The organism is Paenibacillus sp. PL91 (assembly GCF_012935325.2).
Taxonomy (GTDB): Bacteria; Bacillota; Bacilli; order Paenibacillales; family Paenibacillaceae; genus Pristimantibacillus.
In genome coordinates this window covers 288,612-313,280 of sequence record NZ_JABBYG020000003.1, presented here as the reverse complement: position 1 = coordinate 313,280, position 24,669 = coordinate 288,612, and the positions used below count along the sequence as shown (strand labels likewise).

Annotated in this window: 26 protein-coding genes and 2 pseudogenes; 22 read left to right on the top strand and 6 right to left on the bottom strand. The window is 47.4% G+C overall.

What is annotated here, in order from left to right:
* The first annotated feature begins 30 nt into the window (after positions 1 to 30).
* The 9 genes from erpA to HI950_RS10085 all read left to right on the top strand — a co-directional run bounded on the left by erpA (position 31) and on the right by HI950_RS10085 (position 8,279).
* Positions 31 to 393 (top strand): iron-sulfur cluster insertion protein ErpA, encoded by a 363-nt coding sequence (erpA, locus tag HI950_RS10125; RefSeq protein ID WP_169083751.1) that lies wholly within the window; start codon positions 31 to 33, stop codon positions 391 to 393.
* 120 nt (positions 394 to 513) lie between these two features.
* A complete protein-coding gene (locus tag HI950_RS10120; protein WP_169083752.1) occupies positions 514 to 879 on the top strand; it encodes a hypothetical protein in 366 nt (121 codons plus the stop codon).
* Between the two features lie 444 nt (positions 880 to 1,323).
* Complete coding sequence (locus HI950_RS10115) at positions 1,324 to 1,767, top strand: GAF domain-containing protein (RefSeq protein ID WP_169083753.1); 444 nt, start codon at positions 1,324 to 1,326, stop codon at positions 1,765 to 1,767.
* A gap of 59 nt (positions 1,768 to 1,826) precedes the next feature.
* Entirely contained in the window at positions 1,827 to 2,483 is a 657-nt protein-coding gene (locus HI950_RS10110; protein WP_169083754.1) for a response regulator transcription factor, read from the top strand.
* 88 nt (positions 2,484 to 2,571) lie between these two features.
* Positions 2,572 to 3,597 carry a PAS domain-containing sensor histidine kinase gene (locus tag HI950_RS10105; protein WP_169084016.1) on the top strand — a complete coding sequence of 342 codons (1,026 nt, stop codon included), beginning with the start codon at positions 2,572 to 2,574 and terminating at the stop codon, positions 3,595 to 3,597.
* A gap of 36 nt (positions 3,598 to 3,633) precedes the next feature.
* Positions 3,634 to 4,368, top strand: coding sequence for a response regulator transcription factor (locus HI950_RS10100; RefSeq protein ID WP_169083755.1), 735 nt, complete (start codon positions 3,634 to 3,636; stop codon positions 4,366 to 4,368).
* Complete coding sequence (locus HI950_RS10095) at positions 4,365 to 5,462, top strand: sensor histidine kinase (protein ID WP_169083756.1); 1,098 nt, start codon at positions 4,365 to 4,367, stop codon at positions 5,460 to 5,462. Before HI950_RS10100 ends, HI950_RS10095 begins: the two co-directional genes overlap by 4 nt.
* A 125-nt stretch (positions 5,463 to 5,587) precedes the next feature.
* Positions 5,588 to 6,364, top strand: coding sequence for an ABC transporter ATP-binding protein (locus tag HI950_RS10090; protein WP_169083757.1), 777 nt, complete (start codon positions 5,588 to 5,590; stop codon positions 6,362 to 6,364).
* Complete coding sequence (locus tag HI950_RS10085) at positions 6,339 to 8,279, top strand: ABC transporter permease (protein WP_169083758.1); 1,941 nt, start codon at positions 6,339 to 6,341, stop codon at positions 8,277 to 8,279. Before HI950_RS10090 ends, HI950_RS10085 begins: the two co-directional genes overlap by 26 nt.
* 63 nt (positions 8,280 to 8,342) lie before the next feature.
* Here HI950_RS10085 and HI950_RS36650 read toward each other — a convergent pair whose 3' ends face one another.
* Entirely contained in the window at positions 8,343 to 8,597 is a 255-nt protein-coding gene (locus HI950_RS36650) for a transporter (RefSeq protein WP_317618326.1), read from the bottom strand.
* A 245-nt stretch (positions 8,598 to 8,842) separates the two neighbouring features.
* Positions 8,843 to 9,595: a VCBS repeat-containing protein gene (locus HI950_RS10075; RefSeq protein WP_169083759.1), complete on the bottom strand. Its 753-nt coding sequence runs from the start codon at positions 9,593 to 9,595 to the stop codon at positions 8,843 to 8,845.
* A gap of 199 nt (positions 9,596 to 9,794) precedes the next feature.
* Between HI950_RS10075 and HI950_RS10070 the strand changes: the two genes are divergently transcribed.
* The 8 genes and pseudogenes from HI950_RS10070 to HI950_RS36965 all read left to right on the top strand — a co-directional run.
* Entirely contained in the window at positions 9,795 to 11,252 is a 1,458-nt protein-coding gene (locus tag HI950_RS10070; protein ID WP_169083760.1) for a spore germination protein, read from the top strand.
* 16 nt (positions 11,253 to 11,268) lie between these two features.
* Entirely contained in the window at positions 11,269 to 12,348 is a 1,080-nt protein-coding gene (locus HI950_RS10065; protein WP_169083761.1) for a GerAB/ArcD/ProY family transporter, read from the top strand.
* On the top strand, positions 12,345 to 13,466 hold the full coding sequence (locus HI950_RS10060; RefSeq protein ID WP_169083762.1) for a Ger(x)C family spore germination protein: 1,122 nt from the start codon (positions 12,345 to 12,347) through the stop codon (positions 13,464 to 13,466). Before HI950_RS10065 ends, HI950_RS10060 begins: the two co-directional genes overlap by 4 nt.
* Before the next feature lie 121 nt (positions 13,467 to 13,587).
* Positions 13,588 to 14,175: an NAD(P)H-dependent oxidoreductase gene (locus tag HI950_RS10055; RefSeq protein WP_169083763.1), complete on the top strand. Its 588-nt coding sequence runs from the start codon at positions 13,588 to 13,590 to the stop codon at positions 14,173 to 14,175.
* Between the two features lie 549 nt (positions 14,176 to 14,724).
* Positions 14,725 to 15,054 carry a PadR family transcriptional regulator gene (locus HI950_RS10050; RefSeq protein WP_169083764.1) on the top strand — a complete coding sequence of 110 codons (330 nt, stop codon included), beginning with the start codon at positions 14,725 to 14,727 and terminating at the stop codon, positions 15,052 to 15,054.
* A 14-nt stretch (positions 15,055 to 15,068) separates the two neighbouring features.
* Positions 15,069 to 15,935 (top strand): pentapeptide repeat-containing protein, encoded by an 867-nt coding sequence (locus tag HI950_RS10045; RefSeq protein ID WP_169083765.1) that lies wholly within the window; start codon positions 15,069 to 15,071, stop codon positions 15,933 to 15,935.
* Positions 15,936 to 15,968: 33 nt separating this feature from the next.
* A pseudogene (locus tag HI950_RS10040) lies at positions 15,969 to 16,145 on the top strand (ATP-binding cassette domain-containing protein); the annotation flags it as partial.
* A pseudogene (locus tag HI950_RS36965) lies at positions 16,145 to 16,288 on the top strand (ABC transporter permease); the annotation flags it as partial. The pseudogenes HI950_RS10040 and HI950_RS36965, both read left to right, overlap by 1 nt.
* Positions 16,289 to 17,136: 848 nt before the next feature.
* On the opposite strand, the gene HI950_RS10035 reads toward HI950_RS36965, so the two are convergent.
* Complete coding sequence (locus HI950_RS10035; protein WP_169083766.1) at positions 17,137 to 17,928, bottom strand: PaaX family transcriptional regulator C-terminal domain-containing protein; 792 nt, start codon at positions 17,926 to 17,928, stop codon at positions 17,137 to 17,139.
* Positions 17,929 to 18,054: 126 nt separating this feature from the next.
* Between HI950_RS10035 and HI950_RS10030 the strand changes: the two genes are divergently transcribed.
* Complete coding sequence (locus HI950_RS10030; RefSeq protein ID WP_169083767.1) at positions 18,055 to 18,750, top strand: metal-dependent hydrolase; 696 nt, start codon at positions 18,055 to 18,057, stop codon at positions 18,748 to 18,750.
* Between the two features lie 32 nt (positions 18,751 to 18,782).
* On the opposite strand, the gene HI950_RS10025 is transcribed toward HI950_RS10030, so the two are convergent.
* The gene (locus HI950_RS10025; protein ID WP_169083768.1) at positions 18,783 to 18,914 is read right to left on the bottom strand and encodes an IS3 family transposase; all 132 of its coding nucleotides are present in this window, start codon (positions 18,912 to 18,914) and stop codon (positions 18,783 to 18,785) included.
* Between the two features lie 267 nt (positions 18,915 to 19,181).
* Here HI950_RS10025 and HI950_RS10020 point away from each other — a divergent pair, with 267 nt between their 5' ends.
* Positions 19,182 to 20,510, top strand: a complete 1,329-nt coding sequence (locus HI950_RS10020) for an epoxide hydrolase family protein (protein WP_223285200.1) — start codon at positions 19,182 to 19,184, stop codon at positions 20,508 to 20,510.
* 359 nt (positions 20,511 to 20,869) lie between these two features.
* On the opposite strand, the gene HI950_RS10015 is transcribed toward HI950_RS10020, so the two are convergent.
* Positions 20,870 to 21,220, bottom strand: coding sequence for a hypothetical protein (locus HI950_RS10015; protein ID WP_169083769.1), 351 nt, complete (start codon positions 21,218 to 21,220; stop codon positions 20,870 to 20,872).
* A 158-nt stretch (positions 21,221 to 21,378) separates the two neighbouring features.
* Between HI950_RS10015 and HI950_RS10010 the strand changes: the two genes are divergently transcribed.
* Positions 21,379 to 21,636, top strand: coding sequence for a DUF7667 family protein (locus tag HI950_RS10010; protein WP_169083770.1), 258 nt, complete (start codon positions 21,379 to 21,381; stop codon positions 21,634 to 21,636).
* A 164-nt stretch (positions 21,637 to 21,800) separates the two neighbouring features.
* Complete coding sequence (locus tag HI950_RS10005; RefSeq protein ID WP_169083771.1) at positions 21,801 to 22,220, top strand: VOC family protein; 420 nt, start codon at positions 21,801 to 21,803, stop codon at positions 22,218 to 22,220.
* 66 nt (positions 22,221 to 22,286) lie between these two features.
* Here the strand turns inward: HI950_RS10005 and HI950_RS10000 are convergent, their stop codons facing one another.
* Positions 22,287 to 23,366, bottom strand: coding sequence for a helix-turn-helix domain-containing protein (locus HI950_RS10000; RefSeq protein ID WP_169083772.1), 1,080 nt, complete (start codon positions 23,364 to 23,366; stop codon positions 22,287 to 22,289).
* Between the two features lie 142 nt (positions 23,367 to 23,508).
* On the opposite strand from HI950_RS10000, the gene HI950_RS09995 reads away from it, so the two are divergent.
* Positions 23,509 to 24,627: a saccharopine dehydrogenase family protein gene (locus HI950_RS09995; protein WP_169083773.1), complete on the top strand. Its 1,119-nt coding sequence runs from the start codon at positions 23,509 to 23,511 to the stop codon at positions 24,625 to 24,627.
* The last annotated feature ends 42 nt before the right edge of the window (positions 24,628 to 24,669 follow it).

Here is a 24,669-nt window from a genome sequence, read left to right as displayed (position 1 = left end):
CGATTATTCGGATAAACGGAGGGATGTAGCATGATCACGATTAGTGACACGGCATCTGACAAAATAAAAGAAATGCTCGCTGAAGAAGGCGGACCAGAGCTTTTCCTGCGTATTGGCGTGAAGGAAGGCGGATGCAGCGGCTTTTCCTACGGAATGGGCTTTGACGATGAGCAGCATGATGGGGACAAAGCGCTCGATATGGATGGACTTAAGGTCGTCGTAGATGAGGACAGCATCAAATATTTGAATGGTCTCGTTATCGATTTTAAGGAATCTGCGATGGGCGGCGGGTTCACAATCGAAAATCCGAACGCCAGCGCTACTTGCGGCTGCGGTTCCTCATTCCGCACCGCTTCCGATGCAGGCAAACCAGCCGCAGCGGGTGAGTGTTAAAACGTGTAGTATAGGTATCTTCCGAAATGCGTATGAAACACATATGCATTCCGGAAGTTTTTTTTGTTTGTGTTTTCTCTTCAAGTCCATTAATCAATCATCTTTGGGGGCAGGCAGCACATGACATTTATTCGTGATTATAGACAATTTATCGAGGTAGGCTGTTCATCATGCGGCAGGAAGCATACCGTGCAAGCCGATAAATACAGCGTTACCTCGCAGGGCTATGCGTTTCACTCACCCATAAGCTGCTCTTGCGGCCAAACGGCAAGCACCGCTAACAAGGACAAGTGGACTCGGACTCTGAAGACGGAAAATAATGAAATAATAAAAAAAAATAAAGCGACAACGGTCAAAATGATGGTTGTTATTGGCTTGGTGATCGTTTTATTTGCTGGCGAGACCATTTATATGATCAACGAAAAAGAAACGGAACAAAAAAGCGTTTCCCATGAAACGAAAAAAGAAGTTTCAGCTTTTTTTTAAAAAGGATGTATAAGGTCGGCTGATTGTGTGCAAGATAGTGTTGACGGTGTGAAGAGAGGTGTGGTTCCGTTGGACCATTTGGTGCTAGGACTGCAGGAGGAACTTATTTAATCACTTAGCTTTTATGAAAGCGAGGGGTTGTGTCGCAGAGTACTTCTGAACACACACGCTGAAAGCGATCCGTTAAAACCGGAAAGCAAATAAGCGGTGCCCAAGTTATCTTAATTATGTGAAGTGTTAGATGTGAAGAGACTCGAACGATCAAACACCGTCGGGAAGAGGAGCCTGTAAAAGGGCTCCTCTTTTTTGTTTGCCATGGGATGCTGCGGGGAGCGAGCCTTGCTTAGCGTAATTCAGGGAATTCCCTGACATACAAAGCAAGAGCATAGCTTTATAATAAATGCAAAGATTGCATTGCTTGTATTCTCTCAAGGAGGAACGCGGATGAAGACAATCGAAGCGAGTATTGCTGCCGGCATCGAGCGAGCAAGATTGGAAACGGGCAGCGATTTTGCTGCGCTCGGCTTAATCGATTCGAGCAAGCGCAAGCTGCGTTGGTCCTATGCAGCTGGCAGTATAAGCAAGCGAACGCTGCTTGTCGAGCAGAACCTTGCAGCAGGCTTGTCAGGCAGCGCGATTCGCTCCGGAAGGCTTTCGAGCACGAAGGAAGCGATGACAGACACTATTCGTTTCAAGCTGGGGGAGCCGGTTCTGCTAGCGGAGCAGCTTCTCATTGCGGCAAGCGTGCCATTAATGAAGCAAAGCGGAATTTTTGGCGTGCTGCTGATCGGGAGACGCTCCTCTGAAAGCTACCAAACCAATGAGCTTGAGACGGCGTCCGTCTTAACGAAAGAACTGGCGAGCCTACTGCTCGAACCGCAAATATAAGCTATAATAGTGGGAAAAGGAGCACTATGTTTCAAATGGAGCAGCGGAGGATGAAGGAAATGATAAAGCTAATGATATGCGATGATCATGCGATGGTCAGATCCGGCTTAGCTATGCTGCTGCATGGCAAGCACGGCATTGAGGTCATAGGCGAAGCCTCGGAAGGGGATGAAGCGATCCGGCTCGCGCAGGAGCTTCGGCCGGATGTCGTCTTAATGGATCTAAGCATGCCGCATGGCAAGGACGGGATGACGGCAACGACAGAGCTGAAGAAGCTGCTGCCGGATACGGCTGTCCTTATTCTTACGATGCATGATGATGATGAATATTTGTTCCGAGCGATCCATATCGGAGCCTCAGGCTATATTTTGAAAAACGCGCCCCATGATGAGCTGTTATCGGCTATTCAATCGGTCGCGCAAGGTCATGCATATCTGTATCCGACCGCAACCAAGCGGCTGATGAGCGAATATCTCGCGAAGCTGAAGCAGGGCGGAGAGGACAGCGGCCCGTACGATACGCTGTCAGAGCGAGAGAAGGAGATATTAGGCTGGATCGCCAAAGGCTATTCGAATAAGGAAATTGCCGAAAATCTGATCATAAGCGTCAAGACGGTAGAAACGCATAAGAGCCATGTGATGGATAAGCTCGGACTGAGAACGCGGCCGGAGCTCATTAAGTTTGCGCTGAAGAAGGGGCTGCTTCATTTTGATTAAGCATAGCGGCGATAAATACCGGCAAATTATCGGCTCGGACGTTGATTATCTGCTGTCCGTTCTTGAGGGAGAGATCGATGATAAATCGATGCTGTCTCAGGTGAATCAATCGCTCAAGCAGCTAGCCGACGTGAAGTTTGCTTTGGATGAATCCTCGATCGTTGCGGTTACGGATCGGAAGGGCAAAATTGAATATGTAAACGATAAGTTTTGCGAAATATCGAAGTATGGGCGGGACGAGCTGATCGGCAAGGATCATCGGATTATTAACTCCGGCTTTCATAGCAGCGAATTTTTTCGCGAGCTATGGAAGGTGATTTCAGCCGGCGAGGTGTGGCGGGGTGAAATCAAAAACCGTGCGAAGGACGGCAGCTTTTACTGGGTAAATACGACCATCGTGCCTTTCTTGGATGAGGACAGAAAGCCCTATCAGTACCTTGCGATACGCAGTGAAGTGACGCAAAGAAAGCAGGCGGAGCAGAAGCTGAAGGAAATGATGGTTAAAGTGATCGAAATTCAGGAGGATGAGCGGATACGCATTTCGAGAGAGCTTCATGACGGCATCGGCCAAAGCTTGTTTTCACTGCTTATTCGACTGGATCGCTTGATCGGCGAGCATGACGATATTTCGGAGCTTAGCGCACTTCGCGGCGATGTATCGGGCATGATGGAGGATATTCGGGGACTTGCGTGGGAGCTGCGGCCATCCGTGCTCGATGATCTAGGAGTCGTGCCCGCGATCAGAACATATGCAGATAACTATTCGCAGCATTTTGGCATTCGGCTGAAGCTGGATAACAATTTGAAGAGCAGGCTGGGCATTATGAAGGAAACGGCAATATACCGCGTCATTCAAGAGGCGCTGACGAATATCGCCAAATATGCAGATGTCGCGGAGGCAGAGATTGTGCTGGAGGAGCGCACGGAGGAGGTCGAGGTTCGCGTAACGGATTACGGCCAAGGCTTCAGCACGGACAGAATAGGACGCGGAGTAGGCTTGTTTAGCATGGAGGAGAGAGCGCGCAGTATCGGCGGGCAATTCGAGCTTATATCGGAGCCAGGACGCGGAACGGTGGTGAGGCTTGTCGTGCCTAAGGAGCAGAATAGCGGCTGATCCGTCATTAAACCGAAATCGTGAAGGGAGAAATTCATGTATCGCATTTTTATTGTTGAGGATGACGACAAAATTGCTTCCATCTTGAAAAACAATATGGATAAGTACGGCTTTGAAGCGGCAGCCGTCACGCAATTTCGGGAAATCATGCCGGAGCTCGAGGCATTTGAACCACATTTAGTGCTGCTGGACATTAATTTGCCGTATTTCGACGGCTATTATTGGTGCCGGCAAATTCGCGCCCGCTCAAGCATGCCCATTATTTTCATATCGGCTCGCGCGGGTGAAATGGATCAGGTCATGGCCATTGAAAACGGCGGAGATGATTACATAACGAAGCCGATTCATTTGGATTTGTTGATGGCGAAGGTGAAAAGCGTGCTGAGACGCTCATACGGGGAGTATGCGGGTGCTCTAACAGCGGCAGCCGAAGCGGGCGCTGCTGCACAAGGCGAGCTAGCAGCTAGCGGACTGCGTCTTTTTTTGAACCGGAATGAGCTTGAATGGAAAGGGCAGCGCATTGAGCTGACCAAAAATGAACAGCTGCTTGCGGAATGCTTAATGAAGCAGCCGGGCGAAATCGCCACGCGCGAGCAACTGCTGGAGGCGCTGTGGGATGACGTGCAATTTGTCGATGATAATACGCTCACCGTTAATGTAACGAGACTACGCAAGAAGCTGGAGGAGCTTGGACTGCCGAAAGCGATCGAGACGGTGCGAGGCCAAGGTTATAAGCTGGCGTTAGCAGGCAGCGAGGAAACGCCGCGATGAGAGGCTTCTCACTGGCGTTATTTTTGCGTGACCGTCTGCTGTTTATTTTTATGGCATTATTAATTATTTCATTGTCCATCTCTATGCTGATGCTTGAGCGTGAGCGTTATCCCGGCCTTATCGAGCTGGGAACGGTTTATTACTTTGTCGTTCTCGCTTTATTTTTTCTCGGGGTATGGCTTGCGGTCGACTATTTGCGCCAGCGTGCCTATTTCAAGCAGCTGATCGACGCTATTGAACGGTCTGAGGAGCTTCAGGCGACAACCATCGTGCAAGCTACCATTACGAAGGAGCAGAAGCTCGTCGCCAAAATGCTGGAGGAGCAGAGCCGCGCTTATATGAACGAATTGGGCAAATATCGCCGCCAGCAGGAGATGCATAATCATTTTGTGCTCCAATGGGTGCATCATATGAAGACGCCTGTATCGGTTATCGACCTGCTCGCTCAAGAAGCACTGCAGCAGAGTGAAGCTTTGCAGCCTGAGCATAAGCAGCTTGCGCTAAGCGTACAGGAAGAGACGGACCGCATGACGCGGGGACTCGAAATGATGCTTTACACGGCGCGCCTGGATAAGTTTGAGATTGACCTCCATGTAAAGCAAACGGCGCTGCATGAGCTAGTGCGCACCGTTGTCAATGCGCACAAAAAGCTATGTATCCGCCACTCGATATTTCCGCGTATAGATGGGGAGCTCACTGTAGAGACGGACGAGAAATGGATGACATTCGTATTAAACCAGTTCGTGAGCAACGCGATCAAATACAGCAAAAGCAAGCCGGGAGTGAAGAAGCTTATTTTTCATTTGCAAGCTTATGGCAACGGAGGCGGCAGGCTAACGGTGTCCGATGAAGGAATCGGCATCGCGCCGCATGATCTTCCGCGCGTATTCGAGCCCTTCTTCACAGGAGAGAACGGTCGCACGGCAGGCGAATCGACGGGAATGGGGCTTTATTTGGCGAAGCAGGTATGCAATCGGCTGGGGCATGCGATGGACATTGCTTCGGTGCTTGGAGAAGGTACAACCTTGACAGTAGCCTTCCAGCCGCGCGGCATTCATATATTAAGCAGCGAAAGTGATGCGAGCGAGCACTAAGTGACAACTTTGTAAGGTTCAGTGCATGCAATTGAAAGGGAAATCGATGGGTTCGACCTCTTCCGCTCGTCTATACTAATGCTAATGAAGCGCAAATACAGACAGATTCGGGGAGGAATAAAGCAATGAGCGTACTAAGAGCACAAGGACTTGGCAAAATATACAGCAGTAAAGGAAACGTGGCATACAAAGCACTAGAGGATATTGAACTGAAGGTTGAAGCAGGGGAATTCGTAGGCGTCATGGGACCTTCGGGAAGCGGCAAGACGACGCTGCTGAATTTATTGTCTACGATTGATCGGCCGACCTCCGGTCAAATTGAAATTAACGGCGTGAACCCAAGCAAGCTGACCGACAAGAAGCTGGCATTATTCCGCCGCCGTGAGCTTGGCTTCGTCTTTCAGGATTTCAACCTGCTCGATACGTTGTCGATCAAGGAAAATATTATTTTGCCGCTCGTATTGGAGGGCATGGCACCGAAGCAAATTGAGCAGAAGCTAAATCCGTTAGCCGAGCTGCTGCAAATTAAGCCGATTTTGGAAAAGCGGACTTATGAGGTATCGGGCGGACAGAAACAACGCGCCGCGATTGCTCGGGCTATTATTCATCAGCCTTCGCTCGTGCTGGCAGATGAGCTGACAGGGAATTTGGATTCGAAATCAGCGAAGGATGTCATGGACTCTCTCAAGGATATGAACGAGCGGTTTAAGGCGACCGTGCTGATGGTCACGCATGACCCATTCTCAGCTAGCTATTGCCAGCGTATCGTGTTTATCAAGGACGGCAAGTTTTTCTCGGAAATTCGCCGCGGATCGAATCGACAAGCTTTTTTCCAACAAATATTAGACGCTCTCAGCGTGCTGGGAGGTAATTTCGATGACGTTCCGTTCGCTCGCGCTTAGCAACATTCGGGGCAACTGGCGGTCGTACAGCGCATTTTTTCTGAGCAGCGTGTTTTCCGTAATGATCTTTTATATTTATGCTGCGTTTCTGTACCATCCGGAAGTGGCTAGCGGCCAGATTATGGCTGCTTCAAAAATTCGGACCGGCATGGTGTTCTGTGAATACATCATCGTCATTTTCTCGTTCCTATTCGTGCTTTATTCTAATTCAGCCTTTCTAAAAACGAGACAGCAGGAGTTTGGATTGTTCTCCTTATTTGGGATGACTAAAGCGCAGCTGCGCAAGCTCGTTATTTATGAGAATGCAGCTATCGCTGTCCTAGCCATCGCAGTCGGCATTGGGCTTGGCATGCTGTTCAGCAAGCTGTTCTTCATGGCGCTGACGGTGCTATTAAACCTGAATGAAACGATTCCGTTCGCTGCTCCCATCAAAGCGGTAGCTATGACGGCTGGAGGCTTCTTCGTTCTGTTCATGCTTATCTCGGTTTGGACGGCGCTTCGGATCGGTCGTACGGAAATTATAGATTTGCTCAAGGCGGCCCGGAAGCCAAAGGGACAGCTCGTCTTCTCGCCTTGGCTTGTGACCGTTGCGGTGGTTTGCCTCGGCGCTGCTTACGGCATGGCGCTGATTATGACGAGCGGAACCTTTATTTTGCTGGCATTGCCCATTTTGGTTACTGTCATTATCGGGACGTATTTCCTCTTTACGCAGCTTAGCATATTGCTGCTGCGATTTATTCAAAAACGGTCCTCTATCTATTACAAGCGTACGAATATGATTGTATTCGCCCAGCTTGGTTATAAGATCAAAGACAATGCGCGTATCCTGTTTACGGTATCGATTTTGAGCGCCGTCGTTATGACTGCCCTCGGTACCGTTTATATTATGCAAATCGGCGGCAAGCAGGGCATGCTTGAGAACTCTCCATTCTCGCTTGCATACAGCGAAGTAGGTTTAAATACGCATAAGGTGATCGATCCGGAGGAGCTAAAGCGCATCGTCGCTGAAGATGGCTTCAAAATCGTTCGTGAAGCAAAAGTAGCTGGCGTATTAATGAACAACTACGCAATTGGGTGGGAGAATGATGAGCCCAACCAGAAGGATTCGGACGCGCTGATCATCTCGGCAACGGATTTTAACAAGCTTGCTGCCATGACAGGCCAACCAAGCGTTCATCCTGAGAACGGCAAGCTGACCCTTGCGCAGCCATTCGGTTCGGCTGTTAAGCGTAACGGAGTTGTAAAAGGCAGCATCAACGGCAAAGAAGCGGAATATGAAATTAGCGGCTTAGTGGATGTTAAGGTGATGAACTGGCTGCAAAGCAATTATTTTACGTTTGTAATGGATGATTTCTCGTATGTGAAGCTGTTATCGAGCGTTCCAGAGGATAAGCAGTATGTCATGTACGGATATGAGCTAAGCGATTGGGAGAACACCGCCGCAACAGCGGAGAAGTTGAAGAAGCTCGTGCCGGAGGAGCTCCAAGGACATATCGACTTTAGACGCGCTTCGAATTATGAGGAAATGCAGGAAACGGTCGCACTCACTTTATTTATCGGCATGTTCATTAGTCTGCTGTTCTTCATCGCGTCAGGCAGCATGATTTATTTCAAGCTGTTCACGGAGCTGCAGGAGGATCAGGCACAGTTCAAGGCGCTGACCCGAATCGGCATGACGAAGGGCGAGATTCGCAAAATCGTCGTTTCTCAGGTAGGCATGGTGTTCTTTATTCCTGTTATTGTCGGCATCTCTCACGCTTTGTTCGCCATGAAGGCGCTGGACAACATGCTTGAGTCGTCGAATTGGTTCTACTCCTTTGTTGTAATCGGAATCTATATTGTGATGCAGACGCTGTATTTCCTCGTCGCATGCAGCAGTTATATGAAGAGCATGCTTCGCGGCGCATCGGCTTAGCAAGAAAGAAGAAGGCTTCCTCCTCAGTTATTGAGGGGGAAGCCTTTTTTGATATACCCCTATTTAGAAGCAGGTAAACGTACTGATTTGCCGCAAATCGATTCCTGTGTAACCCCAAGATCTTCCGAACCAGCGAAACCCTGCAACGGACCTGCGTCCGACAAAGATAGGGAAAAACCAAAAATTTTGCCCATTATTGAGCCAAACATATGTGTTGCGAAATAGGCAGCCGGAAATGGCGCCAGGGTCAACGGCAAAAAGCGAAGCAGATGGCTGCTGCGGCGTGAACTGTGGAGGCGGGGCTGTTGGTCCCATCATCCCTTGCGGTCCTCCTTGTGGTCCTTGCGGTCCCTGAGGTCCCTGAGGCCCGAAAGGTCCAAATGGTCCTCCCTGAGGTCCTTGAGGTCCGAGAGGCCCAAATGGCCCACCTTGTGGTCCCTGAGGCCCGAAAGGTCCAAACGATCCGGGGGGACCCGGAGGGGGCATAAATGCCATGCAATATCACTCCTTAAGTTATAGGCTAAAGCATATTATGCAGGATCGAATGATAGGGATTGGGCTATTTATAATTTGGTTCCAAGTATGGCTGCGGACAATCTGGAGGACATAAATGTGCTCCCGTCCCATATAAGAAGATTTTCAATATAGCCTAATGTATCTGCATTCGTCGTGCCGATGATGCGCTGAAGAGCGAGCAGATCAAAGGACGACCGGTTTCCGGTTGTTACGATCGGATTAAGTGCAGCAAGTGCAAGCACTTCGCCTTGAATCGGCCTCTTTAGTTTTCCGTCATTATTGTAATAGGAACATAAATAAGTGCTGCCTTTGCCGCTTATGTCGATCGTAAATCGTACATCGTACTGGGGACTTGATACAGTGACTTTATACATGTCTTCATATTGGACACGGAACTTGTAATCCTGATTATAGCTTTCTGAATCGAATATGAGGCGCAGTGTGTTATGGGCAAACGAGTACACGTAGAACGTACCGTATCCGCCGCTTCCGCCGGAGTCGATGCTTACGAGAATATCGGGTATTTTATTTTGATCAAAATCGCCTAAAAACAATGCGGCATTGTAGCCGGCATTGTTCTGCAATGGAACTATTGTTCGCTTCTGGGAATAGCCATCCTGAATGACTAGCGTTATTCGATCAGCGAAAATATCGGTCGGCCCGCCTTGTTTGTGCCCGGTTAAATAAACATGATCAGGTATGCCGTCGCCATTTACATCTCCTTGCTTCACGTCCAGCAATTCATTGTCTCTAGGAAAGCGATCCGGCTGAAATCTATGTGTTTGGAAAGACGAGTACATAACGATTCCTCCAAGCGTGAATGAACTATGCTCCTGTCTATACCTATGCAGGTAAATATGGTTTTGCTTGTGCGGCTGCCTAAACGGAAGGGTTTGTTTTTAAGCGGCTTTCCGCCACTGATGATTCATGAGGAAGTATAAAACCGTCTAATATGACCACATTGTATAATACGACAGCAATGAAAAAGTGAGGCACAGAATGGACCAAGACCATACAACAAATAAACAACAGGAAGAGTTGTCACAGCAAAAGGAAGTGCCTTCATTTGAACGTACGTTAAATGAGTTCAAAGATTGTGCCGATATTGTTTATCGGGAAATGCCTGATATCCAGCTTCAAATGGTGTACTTTGGGCATCTCATGGGAAGCGAGCATTTTTCGCGGGAAATTTTAATCCCATTAGGTAACGCTAATGAAAAACAAGTTTCACAGCTGCTGGAGCGGTCTCAATTTATCGAAATGACGTCTTCAGACGAACTGATTAACGCTGTATTAAACGGAGCGGTAGCCCTCTTCCATCAGGGGAAAAGCTATGCTGTCGATGTTGGCAAGCCTGAATCCCGTTCCATTCAAGAATCGGAGTCGGAGGTCGTCATTACAGGACCGCATGATTCCTTCGTAGAGACTGCGGCTCAAAACTTATCTCTAGTAAGAAGACGAGTTAAGAGTTCACACCTTAAAGTCGTGCGTCTCGAAGTCGGCGAAGTTACGAAAACGTTTGTATATGTTCTCTATATCGATGGACTTGCCAATATGGAATTCGTCCAAGAGTTTATTAAACGGGTTGAACTCATCGAAGTTGATGCGATCCATGACGGGAATATGCTCGTCCAGTATATTGACGATAATCCGAATTCGATTTTCCCGCAATTTCCGACGACGGAGAGAACGGATTCGGCTGTATCTAAGCTCGTAGCGGGCAGAATCATTGCGATCGTGGATGGGAGCCCATCCGTTATTTCGGCGCCTGCTTCCTTCTTCGAATTTTTCTCTTCGCCGGATGATTATTATCAGAGGTGGGCGCTTGGAACGGCAACAAGGCTGTTAAGATTTGCCGCTTTTATTGTTACGATTACGTTTACAGCATTGTATGTGTCCGTGACGACTTTCCATTATGAAATGATACCGGAGGATTTGCTGCTTACGCTGACCGAATCCAGGAGCAGGGTGCCTTTCCCTCCAATCTACGAAGCATTGCTTCTAGAAATAACGATTGAGCTTCTAAGGGAAGCGGGAGCAAGGCTGCCTTCCAAAATCGGTCAAACGATCGGTATCGTTGGCGGTATCGTTATCGGACAAGCCGCTGTTCAAGCGGGGTTAACGAGCAATATTTTAATTATTGCGGTAGCATCTTCGGCCATCGCTTCATTCGTCATACCGAGCTATATGATGAGCGCGTCCATTCGGCTGGCACGCTTTGGCCTTATCCTGCTAGCCGGCATTTTAGGCAACTTCGGCTTAATGCTTGGCATTTGTTTGATGGTCATTCATCTTGCGGGCTTAACCAGCTTAAGCAGCTCCTATTTAACGCCTATCGCTCCAAACGTATTAAAAGATTGGCGTGATACGTTTATAAGAGCGCCTTTCTGGATGCTTAAAGAGCGGCCAACCCAAGCGAAAACACCAAATAAAGTGAAAAACAAAATGCGGCAATAAAGGCAGGGAGCAACCATTGAAGGAAGAGAAGCTTTATCCGTTTCATATCGCGATACTAATTTATATGAATCAAACGGGGGTTATCATTATGAGTCTCCCTCGTTTATTGGCAGAAAATTTCGGTTACAACGGGTGGTTGGCATTAATCGGGATCTCCCTATTGGTAAACCTGAATATTTATATCATCTCTCTTGTTTACCAAATCGGGAAAGGCAGGTCGATTTTTCAAATTTTAGAAGGCTCGCTTCCGAGGTTGATCCTCTATCCTCTATATGTGATTCTAATTGGCATATGGGCGATAACGGGCTGCTTGGTCATCAAAAACTACGTTTATATTTTTCAAATCGTGTCCTATAACACAACCCACACCATGTTTTTGAAGTTGCTTGTGGATATTCTTGCTTTTCTGCTGGTTATTAAAGGGATATACAATATTTCAAAGGCGGCTACCAGTTTTTTTTGGTTGACGATATGGATGTTTCTGCTATTGTTCTTTTTTACGAAAGATTTCGAGCTGGCAAGGCTTACGCCCTATTTATTCAAAGGCGATACCCATTTCCTAGAAGGCGGGTTTATCGTTTATACAGCGTTTTTGGGATATGAGCTTTCCTTATTGCTATTTCCGCACGTTGATCATAAAAAGAAATTTTTTAGGGCTGTTTACATTGGAAATGGGATCACAACCGTTGCCTATCTTATATTTTGCTTGATTTGTTTTGGATTTTATAGCTTTGAGCAACTGCGGAATATGATTTATCCTCTACTGGACATCCTTTCGTATATTCAGCTGCCCTTTATTGAACGTATCGAAAATTTATTGTTTGGCTTTTTCTTATTTACGACCATTATTACAGTGGTGGTGTATGTTTGGTCTGCTCAAGAAACATTGGCACGCATGGCTCCGAAAGTAAATAAAAAAATATTGGCTTTTATCATTCTCACTGCAGCATATTTAGTAGCATGGATTCCTGATTCGTTAAATGAAGTCGGGAAATGGCTGCAATATTTGGGCTATGCCGAGCTCGGTGTTGCGGTCGGCTTGCCTCTATTGCTAATCTTCATTCTACTGATTCACAAAGGAGCTAGACCAAAATGAGGCTTAAACCATTCGCAGTACTTGCGCTGGTGTCTTTTGTTATTCTTACCGGATGCGGAGATCAGCGTATATTGGAGAAGCAAGGATTCGTTCAATCCACAAGCTATGATTTGCTTCCCGATAAAGAGGAGCAATCAGATAAAAATCTTCTCATCACGATTGATATTCCAAAGGCCGACCCGGAAGGGAAAATGCTAAGAGAAACATTATCTACGACAGCCCACACGATTAAAGAAGCTAAAATTAATTTTGCCGGACAAACCGAGCTTTCAATTGCGAGCGGACAGCTGCGAAACACCTTATTTGGCTTGAAGCTGGCTAAAGCCGGGATTTGGGAGCATATCGATAATTTGAATCGAGATCCGGCCATTGCGCAAACGGTAAAGGTCGTGGTGGTGAACGGTCGTGCGCATAATCTGCTCATAAAAAATTATCCCCAGCACCCGCGAACCGGTCAATATATTGATAGAATGCTGGATAAGGAAGCGGAAGATATGAATATTCCTACCGTTACGATATATGATTTTACTAGGGACTACTTCGATGATGGTATTGACCCGGTTGCTCCGATTATTAAAGAGGGCGTTAAAAATATTTCCTTCGATGGAATTGCTCTTTTCGATGAGGATAGATACGTGGCTAAAGTTGTCCCCGAAAAGTCGCTTATATTCTCGATGTTAAGTAAAAATTTCAAAAGTGGCGAGATCAGTATGAATCTCGGAAAATTTGCAAACAAAAAAGAGCGTCTCTTGTTCGACTCCATTATAAGCAAGCGGAAAATACACGTGAAACATAGCAAAGAGAAAACATTTAAAATCCGTATCAACTTGGACATAAACGGTTCAATCCAGGAATACTCCGGCATTCTTCAAATTAGCAAAGATAAGGATCGCAAGGAGATTGAGAGGTTAATGGCCGTGTATATCGTTCATGAAGCAGAAACCGTCATTAAGCTGACGCAGAAGTATAACGTCGATAGTTTTGGGATCGGCAAATATGTGAGAAATTCATTAAGCTATGAAGAGTGGAAGAGCCTGAATTGGCAGGAAGTATATCCAAACGTGGATGTTGAGTGTACGGCGAAAGTCGTCATAAAGGATTTTGGGAAGGTCAAATAAATGCATGAAAGGCACTTTTATTTGGCCTTCAGCATGCATTGCTGTAGGCGGGCTTACATAATATGAGCCTATAAGGCCACACTAAGGCAGATTACTATATCTGCGGAGGTGTAGCTTGTTCATGAAGCACTTAATCGTCTATTGTCATCCTAATCCGGATAGCTTCAACAATGCGATTGTTGATGCGTTTATCGGATCGTTGAAGGCGAAAGGCCACGAGGTTGTTGTCAGAGACTTGTATGCGATGGAATTCGATCCTGTGCTTAAGGGTGACGATTTTGAAGCGCTGCGCGAGGGCAATACGCCATCGGACATTAAGACAGAGCAGGAGCATGTGAAATGGGCAGATGCATTCACGATGGTCTATCCGATTTGGTGGACGGGCTTGCCCGCTCTAATTAAAGGCTATGTCGATCGCGTATTCTCATACGGTTTCGCCTATGCGTATGGGGAGGACGGAAATATTCGAAAGCTGCTGGCGGGGAAGAAGGGGCTTATCATTAACACGCATGGGACTCCTGCGGAAATTTACAGCAAGACTGGCATGTATGAAGGCCTCACCATCACTTCGGATACGGGGATTTACGAGTTTTGCGGCATTGAGCCAGTCGGTCATCTTTTCTTTGGCAGCGTACCGCAAATCGATGATGCCGCCCGCCAAGAAATGCTCAAGGAAGTGAAGGATAAGGCGGTTAGCTTATTTGAATAGACGCTGGGTAAGAGCCGGTCGCTTCATGCGAGCGGTTTTTTTTATGCCGTAGGGTTACACATTTCTCTTAAAGGTTGTTGTAGTTATATGGTCGCAGCATCGACATGCTCTTCAATAATAGCGATCGGCTAAAATGTAATTAACAGGAAAAGCTCCCGCTAAGTTTATTAGAAATCAGTGAAAATAGAATATTGAAGGAATTTCTCATGCTAATTCAACAAATAATCTCTGGAAAGCCACCGAACTGCAAATTTACAGTCATAATTTCCCGTTAATGGAGTCAGATGTGCAAATAAGCTTGAAATTAGCTGGAGTTTTTCCTGTTCACGTGTTGCTGCGAGGCTGCTAAATTTAACTAACTACATAGGAAAGGCGCTGCAATTGTTGAAAGAAAATAAAGTATTAGACTGAAAATGATCAAGACCTAAACTTAAGAAAATCAAATAAAATAAAGGGTTCTACTTACTTTTCAAACAAAGTATTTAACTTAAACCATTACCTTGACACTCATGGTAGTTTGTCGTATTATACAAATACGGAGGTGATTATATGAGCGAGAACAAAATTACATCCGACCTGCTGCGCGGACATACCGATACGATGATTTTACGGCTCTTATCCGAAGCTGACCGCTACGGGTACGAGATTGTCAAGCTGATTGCCGAGCGCTCGGGCGGCGAGTATGAATTAAAGGAAGCCACGATGTACTCCAGCGTCCGGCGGCTTGAGACGGATGGTGATATAGAATGGTATTGGGGCGATGAATCTCAGGGCGGACGGCGCAAGTATTTTAGGATTACCGAAAAGGGTAAGGATGCTTATGCCCGCAACAAAAGCAATTGGGAGTATTCAAAGCGCGTGTTAGAAAACTTATTATAAGGAGATTTGATGTGATGAATCAGAAATTGACGAACTATTTGAACGGCGTTTTTACGCCATACGATGGGGTAAAAAGCGTCACCGAATTAAAAGCCGACCTGCTCACCGATTTACAGGAGAGGTACCGTGAACTTAAAGCCGAAGGCAAGGACGATGAAACCGCTTTTGAGATGACCATTGACAGCATCGGCGACATTGAGCAAACGGTACAAGAGGTGGCTAACCTCTCCCGCTCGCTAGAGCGGCAGGTGCTGATAAACTTTAGCGCGAGCAACCTGCCAAAGAGCGACTTTGCTGGCGTTATTGCGCATAAAGGAAATTTTACATCGAGCGCGTTACGCGGTTCCGACTTTGCGGGCGCAGACTTGACCGGCAGTTCGTTTAAGGCCAGCGACGTACGTGAAGCCAATTTTGACGGCGCGAATCTGACTGACTGTAGCCTATCCGCCCTAGACCTTTCGGATGCGAGCTTCAATGAATCGATCCTTGTACGCACCAACTTCAGCATTACGGGGATGGACGGAACAAAATTCACAGGCGTAAAATTGACCGACGTCACGCTAACCAAGACCGACCTTAGAAAAACAATCTTTGAAGGTTGTATCTTTGACGGCGTGGTCTTCAAAGATTCCGACCTGAGCGGGCTGCGTCTTGACGGGCAAACCTTTATCGGCGTTAAGTTTGACAAGTCGGCATTAAACGAAGTTTCGTTTAGGGGCGCTACACTCAAGAATGTGTCTTTTCAGGCGTATTTTTCGTTGACCAATAAGTATTACCGTTCCATCAAAACCATTTGCTTTGACGGCGCATTCATGGATAAGCTGACCTATGCTGCGCTTAAAGGCATGGGTGCCGATTTGTCCAAGGTTACTGTTCGATAAGGAGGGGGAAGTTATGCAAAATAATTCGATCAAATCATTAGACTGCAAAAGTCCTACGAGCAGCATCAAGTCCTAAAGGGCGTTGATTTCGAGGTGGAAAAGGGCAGTATTTTCGCCCTGCTCGGCTCCAACGGGGCGGGCAAGGCAACGATTGTCAAAATCCTCACCACGCTGCTCAAACAAGACAGCGGAACCGCGACCGTAAACGGATGACCTCGATAGTGGAAGCCATTCGTGCGCTACTGTCAGGACAGCCGGTGGGCAATGATATATGGGTCGCTCTTGCGTGGTGCGTTGGGATTTTGCTCGTAGCCTATTTCTTTGCAATGTGGGTGTATAAAAAGCGGGTGTGAAAAAAAGGACAGCTTTTTCTGTATTAAACAAAAGAGAAGACAGTCCTGTAGATATTCTATACCTATATAAGGGCACAACTGATTACTGCAGCCCCAAGTGCATAAGCTGTAAAGAAGCAGCTGCCTCAGGTAGAACGTATCTGCTCGCGCTGTGGTTCTAATGAAAGGATCTAAGGGTGAATTCTACGTTGCAGTGCATTTCCCAAGTGCCGAAATATCAGCTCAGCTTAAAGCACCCAAGTGGTGCTTTTATTTTGCCTTACGGCTCTTTTTTTGCAGTCTCCTTCTTGCTGCCGCATCCGCAATCGATTCCACCACTTGTTTCACATATGCCTCGCCAAAAACACGTCCAGGATCTCTACCATTGACCCGTTTTCCAACGGTCCTTTCAGCTCGTTCCTAACCAGCAGTAAAGCAGCTGCAGGAGGCATATGGATCGTCCGTAGCGCTTCGATCAGAGTATTCTCTTCGTCACTTAGTCTTTTTATGTATTCCAACTCTATCGGTTCAGGTGTTATCACCAGTTTCACTCTCTTTCAGGGGGTGGTTTTGTATCCCTCAAAGCAAACGGTCATCAAAAACTTAATTACCCCGTTTGGCCCATATTCTGGTCACTCGTCATGCCAAATTTTCGAAAAAGTATTATCACACTTCCCCTTTGAGACAGCCGGTATCTTCAGTATTGGCAAATCTGGTCGCCAATAACCAAGCTCAAAGAATAGACCACTTATCCAAATGAGTTTGTTTTCCAAGCAATCGTTATTATTATATTTACCTTGAAAGGCTGCCGGCCATGAACGACAGCCTTTGCTCACATAACGGGCAGCATTGTCCGGATACTCACGTGTTTACACGAGAAATTGATAATAGTTTGAAGAGCTGGGGATGAGGGTGGCGAACGACTGAAACGAACGATACAACTCCGCGATTACGCGATGACCCATCCAATCGTATGGAAGCAGAGACACCGGAAGCATGGGATCCCTAAGGCTAATCTCACTGATAACCTCTCCGACATGCAAATAAAGGACAAACAGCTCTAAGGGATCCATCCTACCCCTGATTTCCTTATTCAAAGCCGGCACGAATTCGTCTTGATACCATTGCCACTTCTCCTGGTGCAGGCGATGGATGTCGGCTAGAGGCCAAATGTCGGCTGCCCGCTCGGGGGTAATATCCCGAAACAAAATCGACGCTTCCGAGATAGTGACGTATTCATCCATGGAGGCCGCATGAATCAATGACAAAAGCTGCTTTCTGTAGTCCCAAGGAGAGACATATACGCCTTTATATAGTTGACCGAAGCCAAGCTGCAGCAGCTGCATACGGAATTGATCCCTTCTTTGCCTCTCCGGCTCCGGTACCTCGAAGTGCACGAAATACCATTTACGGTTCCAGTCCACATCGTATTGCCGCGGTTTCCGGTTCACGAAGGATACAAACTGCTCCCCTTTGTCCATTATGGAATACAGGGAACGTTCTTCCGCATGAATATACTTTTCTTTCTTCATTCGTGATAGAACGTTCCTGATCGACTGCTCCTTATAGCCGCGTTTCGTATAAATTTGTACTAATTCTTTAGCATGCATGCAACGCTTTTTTGTCAGCAGGAAAAGTATCTGCTTCTCGATTGACAGCATTCGGTTTTTGATCCCCTTCCAGAAAACTTGCTATCATCATATTACAGTAATTTGACAAAAAAATAAATGAAGAATATACTCACATTGTCGTCAAACGAATAATAAAAAGTATACGGAGGAGAAAAAATGAACCTTATTTTTCACGGACACTCTTGCATTGAGATCTCGGATGGAGAGCGCTCGATCATCATCGATCCGTTCCTGAGCGGCAATCCCGTTGCCAAAGCGAAAGCCGAGGACATTCAAGTTCAATACATCTTGCTTACACACGGACACACAGATCACACCGCTGATGCGGAAGCTATCGCCAGAGCTAACGATGCGACCATTATCGCCACCTTTGAGCTCGCTACCTATTACTCTTGGAAGGGCCTGAAAACGATCGGAATGAACATCGGAGGAACTGTGGACTTGGGATTTGCCAGAGCAAAGCTTGTTCACGCATTCCACAGCTCTTCTATTATAGCGGACGATTCCCAAAGCATCGTCTATGCAGGCATGCCGGGCGGATTTGTCTTGGATTGGAACGGAGTTACGCTTTATCATGCCGGCGACACCTCCTTGTTCGGAGATATGAAAATGATCGGCGAGCTCCACGATATTGATTACGCGGTACTGCCGATCGGGGATTTTTACACAATGGGACCTAAGGATGCTCTGATTGCAGCAAAGTGGCTGCAAGCAAAGAACGTGATCCCGGTTCATCACAGCACTTTCCCAGGCATCGTGCAAGATACTGCAGCCTTCACCGCACAGCTGAAGGAGCAAGGAATCGAAGGCTTCGCTCTCCAGCCAGGAGAACAGCTTACACTTGTAAAATAAAGTGGGTGTCAGCTTTCTGGAAAAATAAATAATTAGGCGGCCTTGGTCCTGTATTCCATAGGACTGAGGCCGTTTAGTTTTGCTTGTAATCGTTCGTTGTTGTAAAGGTGAATGTAGGCCTCGATGTCCCTCTTAAGCTCCTCAAAAGTATGGTACGTGTGCAAATAATACTTCTCGCATTCCTTGACCGTACTTGAATTCCGTTACATCGGTAAGCCACTTTTCATTCGGTGCATCGGCAGGAATGCGGTTTAGCGAGTTCTCCGCCGCGTGCTGCGGAGCAGCGTTCGCACACCTCTTTTTCTTCCTCAGATAACTTAGACTGCTAGGTGTTTCAGCATTTTCTCCGAAAAATGGATAAGAATCGCACTCCGGATGGAATCTAATGGAAGGGTATCCATAAAAACTTTCCGAATGGAGTGTTACTACTTATGAGCAGCAGATACTGGTTTCGTTTGCCAATGATTTTGGTCCTGTCCCTAGGATTGACGGTCTGCGGCACTTATGCCAATGCTAAAGGCGGGAATCCGCAAGAAACTCCCCAAAAATCCAAAAATCAAAAGGAGATAAAAAAGCTACCTACAGACAAGAACGCCATTCGTCCGTTTCATGTGAATATTCCGGATGCGGAACTTACTGAATTGCGCAGGCGCATAAACACGACAAAATGGCCTGATAAGGAAACGGTCTCGGATCAATCGCAAGGCGTGCAGCTCGCGACGATTCAGGAACTCGCGCGCTATTGGGCGACAGATTACGACTGGCGCAAGATCGAGACGAAGATGAACGCCCTGCCGCAGTTCATCACCGAGATCGATGGTCTGGACATTCACTTCATTCACGTTCGTTCGAAGCATAAAGGTGCTATGCCGCTCATCGTCACGCACGGATGGCCCGGCTCGATCATCGAGTTGCTGAAGGTTGTCGAGCCGCTTACCAACCCCACGGCATATGGCGGGAAGGCATCGGACGCTTTCGATCTGGTGATTCCATCGATGCCTGGCTACGGATTTTCGGGCAAGCCAACCACGACCGGCTGGGATCCCGACCATATAGCACGTGCCTGGGCAGAGCTGATGAAGCGCCTTGGATACACAAAGTATGTGGCACAGGGAGGCGACTGGGGTGCGCTTATCACGGATTTGATGGCTGTACAGGCGCCTCCGGGGCTGGTTGGCATTCACTCCAACATGCCTGGCACGGTTCCGGCCTACATTGATAAGGCGCTCAAGTGCGACAGCCCGCCGCCCTCCGGTCTCTCGGATGACGAAAAGCGCGCGTACAAGCAGCTAGACTTCTTTTACAAGCACAGCGGCTACGCCCAATTGATGGGGACGCGCCCGCAGACGCTGACCGGACTGGCGGATTCGCCCGTCGGTTTGGCAGCCTTTATGATTGACCATGACGCGCGTAGTCTGGAGCTGATCTCGAAGGCCTTTGCCGGACACCCCGAAGGCCTTACGCGAGACGATGTCCTCGACAACATCACGCTCTACTGGCTGACTAACACGGCGATTTCTTCGGCTCGTCTCTACTGGGAGAACAAGTACCCCTTTTTCACCGTCAAGGGCGTCTCCATTCCGGTTGCCGTAAGCGTCTTTCCTGACGAGCTCTATCAAGCGCCGAAGAGTTGGGCAGAGCGGGCGTATCCCAAACTCATGTATTACAACAAGCTCGACAAGGGCGGACACTTCGCGGCGTGGGAGCAGCCAGAACTTTTCACTGCGGAACTCCGCGCCGCATTCAAGTCGCTACGCTAATCGGAGTTAGGTGGAATACGCTCATGCCGTTATAATTGGTGTCTTCTGAAAGCACCATTCATTCAATCGGTTATAGAATGGGCAAAGAAACGTTGAACTAACGAAGAACGTTAGTTCAATCACAGGCCGAAACAGCAGCTGCAGTCTAAGACTTTATTTTTCACGTCTTATTCGGCAGCTGTTTCTTTTATTGAACCAGCCTAAAACTTTATTTTCATTAGGCAGCAATAACCAATAGGCTTAGCGTTGTGTTTGCATTCAGCTGCACAAGCAACCCTATCCAACCTATCGCGCAATACAAAAAAAGCTGTCGCAATAGGCATAACGCCTTCTGTAACAGCCTCTTTCCGTAAGACGCTTCAGCGCTCATAGCCAGGATAGTTATAATCCGGGTCCTGCAGCTTTGGCAAAATATTCATTTGACGAATATGATCCCTTGTCTCTTTCGTGCCTATGGCATAAACGGTGTCATAAACCTTGATGATGTCCTCATTGAATTTGTCCGTCGCCTCGTCATGGTCGGCGGATTTATAGGGGATGGGTGCACGGAATTGTGTCTTCTCGTCATCCCTCTGAATTTGATCCAGCAGCAGCTGGAGCTCATCGATCTCCTTTTGCGTTGCGGTTACCGTTAGCTGGTCATTGATGGAAGGCTCAGGCTCCACCCGCTTGCCAGAGATGGATACGTAGTAGGTCTTCTTGTCCGTCATGCTCTCACTCCCTCTCTAATTCATTAATAAGTAATAAAACAAATTTGATAGGGATGAAACATTCATTGATAGGCAATCTGCCCCAAACATGATTAATTACCAATAAATGGGGCGATAATAAAAAGGATTGTACTTATAGACCGATTGGAATGATCGCTATGATGAATATTCACTGGCGACTTGCAGAGCTGTGGCTGCTGCAGCAGAGCCGAAAGCTGACGGAACAGGAATGCTCAGAACTGAATGCATGCCTGAAGCTGAATGCCAAATATGCGCAAAGGCTGGCCGAGCAATACAATCTTGGATTAATGGCTAGCATGACAAATGATGCGGACTGGCTTCACGAGATATCTGCCGAGATTGACAAGCTGGAGCGGATGTATGAAAGCGGCCGGCCTTCTTTTTTTGAAAAATAAGAGGAAATTCGGCTGTAGCAGGGGCTTATTTGTGCGTGCGTAAAGTTTTCTTAAATATAGCAATCGAGAAGAAATATTTGCAGCATTTACATGCTAGAATAAAGCTATAAAGACGAGCCGAAATGGTTCAATGGCATGACATTCTAACGATGAGGTGAGAGGTAATGGGTTTTAAGTCAGCTAATATTTTTGTGAATTTACCGGTTAAGGATTTGAATAAATCGGTGGAGTTTTTTACGGAGCTAGGATTTGAGTTTAACGCCCAATTTACAGACGAGAATGCAACATGTATGGTTATCGGAGACAATATTTTTGCTATGCTGCTGGTAGAAGACTACTTCAAATCGTTCATCTTAAAAGACATTGCCGATACAAAAACAACATCCGAGGTCATTTTAGCCTTATCAGCTGAAAACAGAGAGCAAGTGGTTGAGCTAGTCAACAAAGCACACGCTGCCGGCGCTGCGCATTCCAAAGAAGCCGTTGACCATGGTTTTATGTATCAATGGGGCTTTCAGGACCTTGACGGGCATCTCTGGGAAGTTTTCTATATGGACCCTAATGCAGTCAACCCAACGGAATAATCGAGAAAAAAGGGATGAGAGGCTGTGCGTAATTGCACGCCTCTTTTTTGCATGCGCGGCAAGCATTCACCCCAGACTATGTCTGGAGAACAATTCCCACATAAGCTCGCGTCTGCTGCTAAAGCCTGTTTTGGCAAATATCGACTTAAGATGGTCCTGAACGGTATATGCCGAAATATGAAGGGATCGAGCTAGCTCCTTCGTCGAAAACCCTCTAATAATCCGCTCGAGTATTTGCTTCTCGCGTGCTGTCAGCCCATATGCCTCCGCAATAAGCGGGAGGATGTCTGACGGCTTAGCTGCCTCTAGCGCAACCGCTAACTGAATCGTGCCGAGTATATCCTCCAGCTTGCTTGCACGTATGGATAAATACCGGCCATCTGGCAATCGGATGCATACCTTCGCCCATTTTTCTTTTGCCCTGGCTCCTGTTCCAGCTTGCGCCAGCGCTCTAGAGCAAACCGCTCTTATCGGCCGTGGCAAAATATCGTCATCGACTTGTTCCATATTCCTTAACGCGGATAGCCAATGATGTGCTGCTTGGTTCGAGGCCATAATCGTAAGCTGGCCAGACAGCACAAGAATACCCGGCTCCTCCATCATGCCATTTGCGTCCGTTAAAGGAAGCGCCAAGCTGATTTTTTTTAAAGATTTAGCGAGCAGCGGCGCAATCGAAGCGATAAACATTCGTTCCTGCATGTGAAAAAGAGGTTCATCTGCTTTACGGAATAACGTTAAAAAACCCCAGCATGCATCCTCGCAGAGCAGAGCAGCTCGCAGCTCATCGCCAAATCCTGCCGGCAGCAATACTGCGCGGTAACGGCCGCTCCGCTCAAGCTGACCGCCTGTTTCTTCGCTTAAGGTGGCAGCAGGCGTAATCGCTTGGACTAGCTGCTCATAGCTGTTGAAATCCTTATGCAAATATTCATATTCAAATAGCTGGTGGTGGATCGCCTCAACCGCTGCTTCGGTAGACGCTCCCGTGGAGAGAAGCGTATTTGGATCAACCGAGGTAAAGCAAGCTGCAGCGAAAGGCACAGCCTCTCTTAAGTGGGATATAGCGGATTCGCGATAGACCTGCAACGATAGTGGAGCAGAAGCTAATTTCAATAATTGCCGCTTGACGGCTTCCTTTGTTTCGAGCATGAGCGGACTCCCTTATTATAAATCCCACATTTATGGGATAGCGGTTTATGGGTTCATCTCTATAATGAAAAATAATTCTTCTTTCATTTTAACGAATGGTTGGGAGGATGAACAGATTGTTTGAGAATAGGAGTCTGCAGCTATGAAAACCGACATCATTGTAGTAGGTGGCTACGGCCACGTGGGAGGGCAAATATGCGAGCAACTAGCCCTTTATTATCCTGGCAAGGTATATGCGGCAGGCAGGAGCTTCGAGCGTGCGCAGCAATTTTGCAGCGGCAAACGCTCTAACATAAAGCCTTTGCGATTAACGGTAGGGGAGCCCCTTGACGAGAAACAGCTAGAGCGAGTGAAGCTTGTCGTTATGTGTCTCGATCAGACGGATACCACGTTTGCGAGGGCATGCCTTCTCGCTGGAACAGACTATGTGGACGTATCGGCGAATGGCGTTTTTTTGGAAGCGATGGAGCAGATGAATGAGAGGACAGAGGGAATTGGCGGAACAGCGGTATTAAGCGTGGGGCTTGCGCCAGGACTTACGAATCTGCTAGCGCTGAAGGCATTTCAGTCCTTGGATGGCGTGAATCAAATCGATATTGCGATTATGCTTGGGCTAGGCGATGAGCACGGCAAAGCGGCAATCGAATGGACGGTTGATAGCCTTGCTGCTTCATATGCGATTACCGAAGCAGGGCGCAAAAGGAACATAAAGAGCTTTACAGAGGGTCTGAAAACGGATTTTGGCGATGGTCTAGGAAAAAGGACTGCTTACCGCTTTCCCTTCTCTGACCAGCAGACGCTCTCGCGCACGCTCGGTGTGCCGTCTGTGTCTACGCGTTTATGCTTTGACTCCCGAATGGTTACCCGTTCTATGGCTCTGCTGAAGAGGAGCCGCTTCGATCGTTTATTAACCGCCAAATCATTTAGACAGCTGGTGATTCAGTCGTTTGGGAAGCTTCGCTACGGCTCGGCTCGTTATGCAATAAAGGTTGCTGGCTATGGGAATATAGCAGGTGCCGCTGCCGTAGCCGAGTTTGGGCTGCAAGGCGTGAAGGAGGCTGAGATAACAGCGAAGACAGCAACTGCCGTCGTGAAAGGGGTGTATGGCAGCAAGCTTCCGCGAGGCGTTTATCACATTGAGCAGTTGTTTGAAATAGAACTTCATGAACAGCAAGCAGCGCTGCGATTAAAAGGCGATAAAGACTCTTTCTCTCAATCTATCATCGGAAATATTCACTGCTGGTCTCGTACTCAAAGCTAGTTATCTCTTTATTCTATTTGGTATAATTGGGATTATATGACT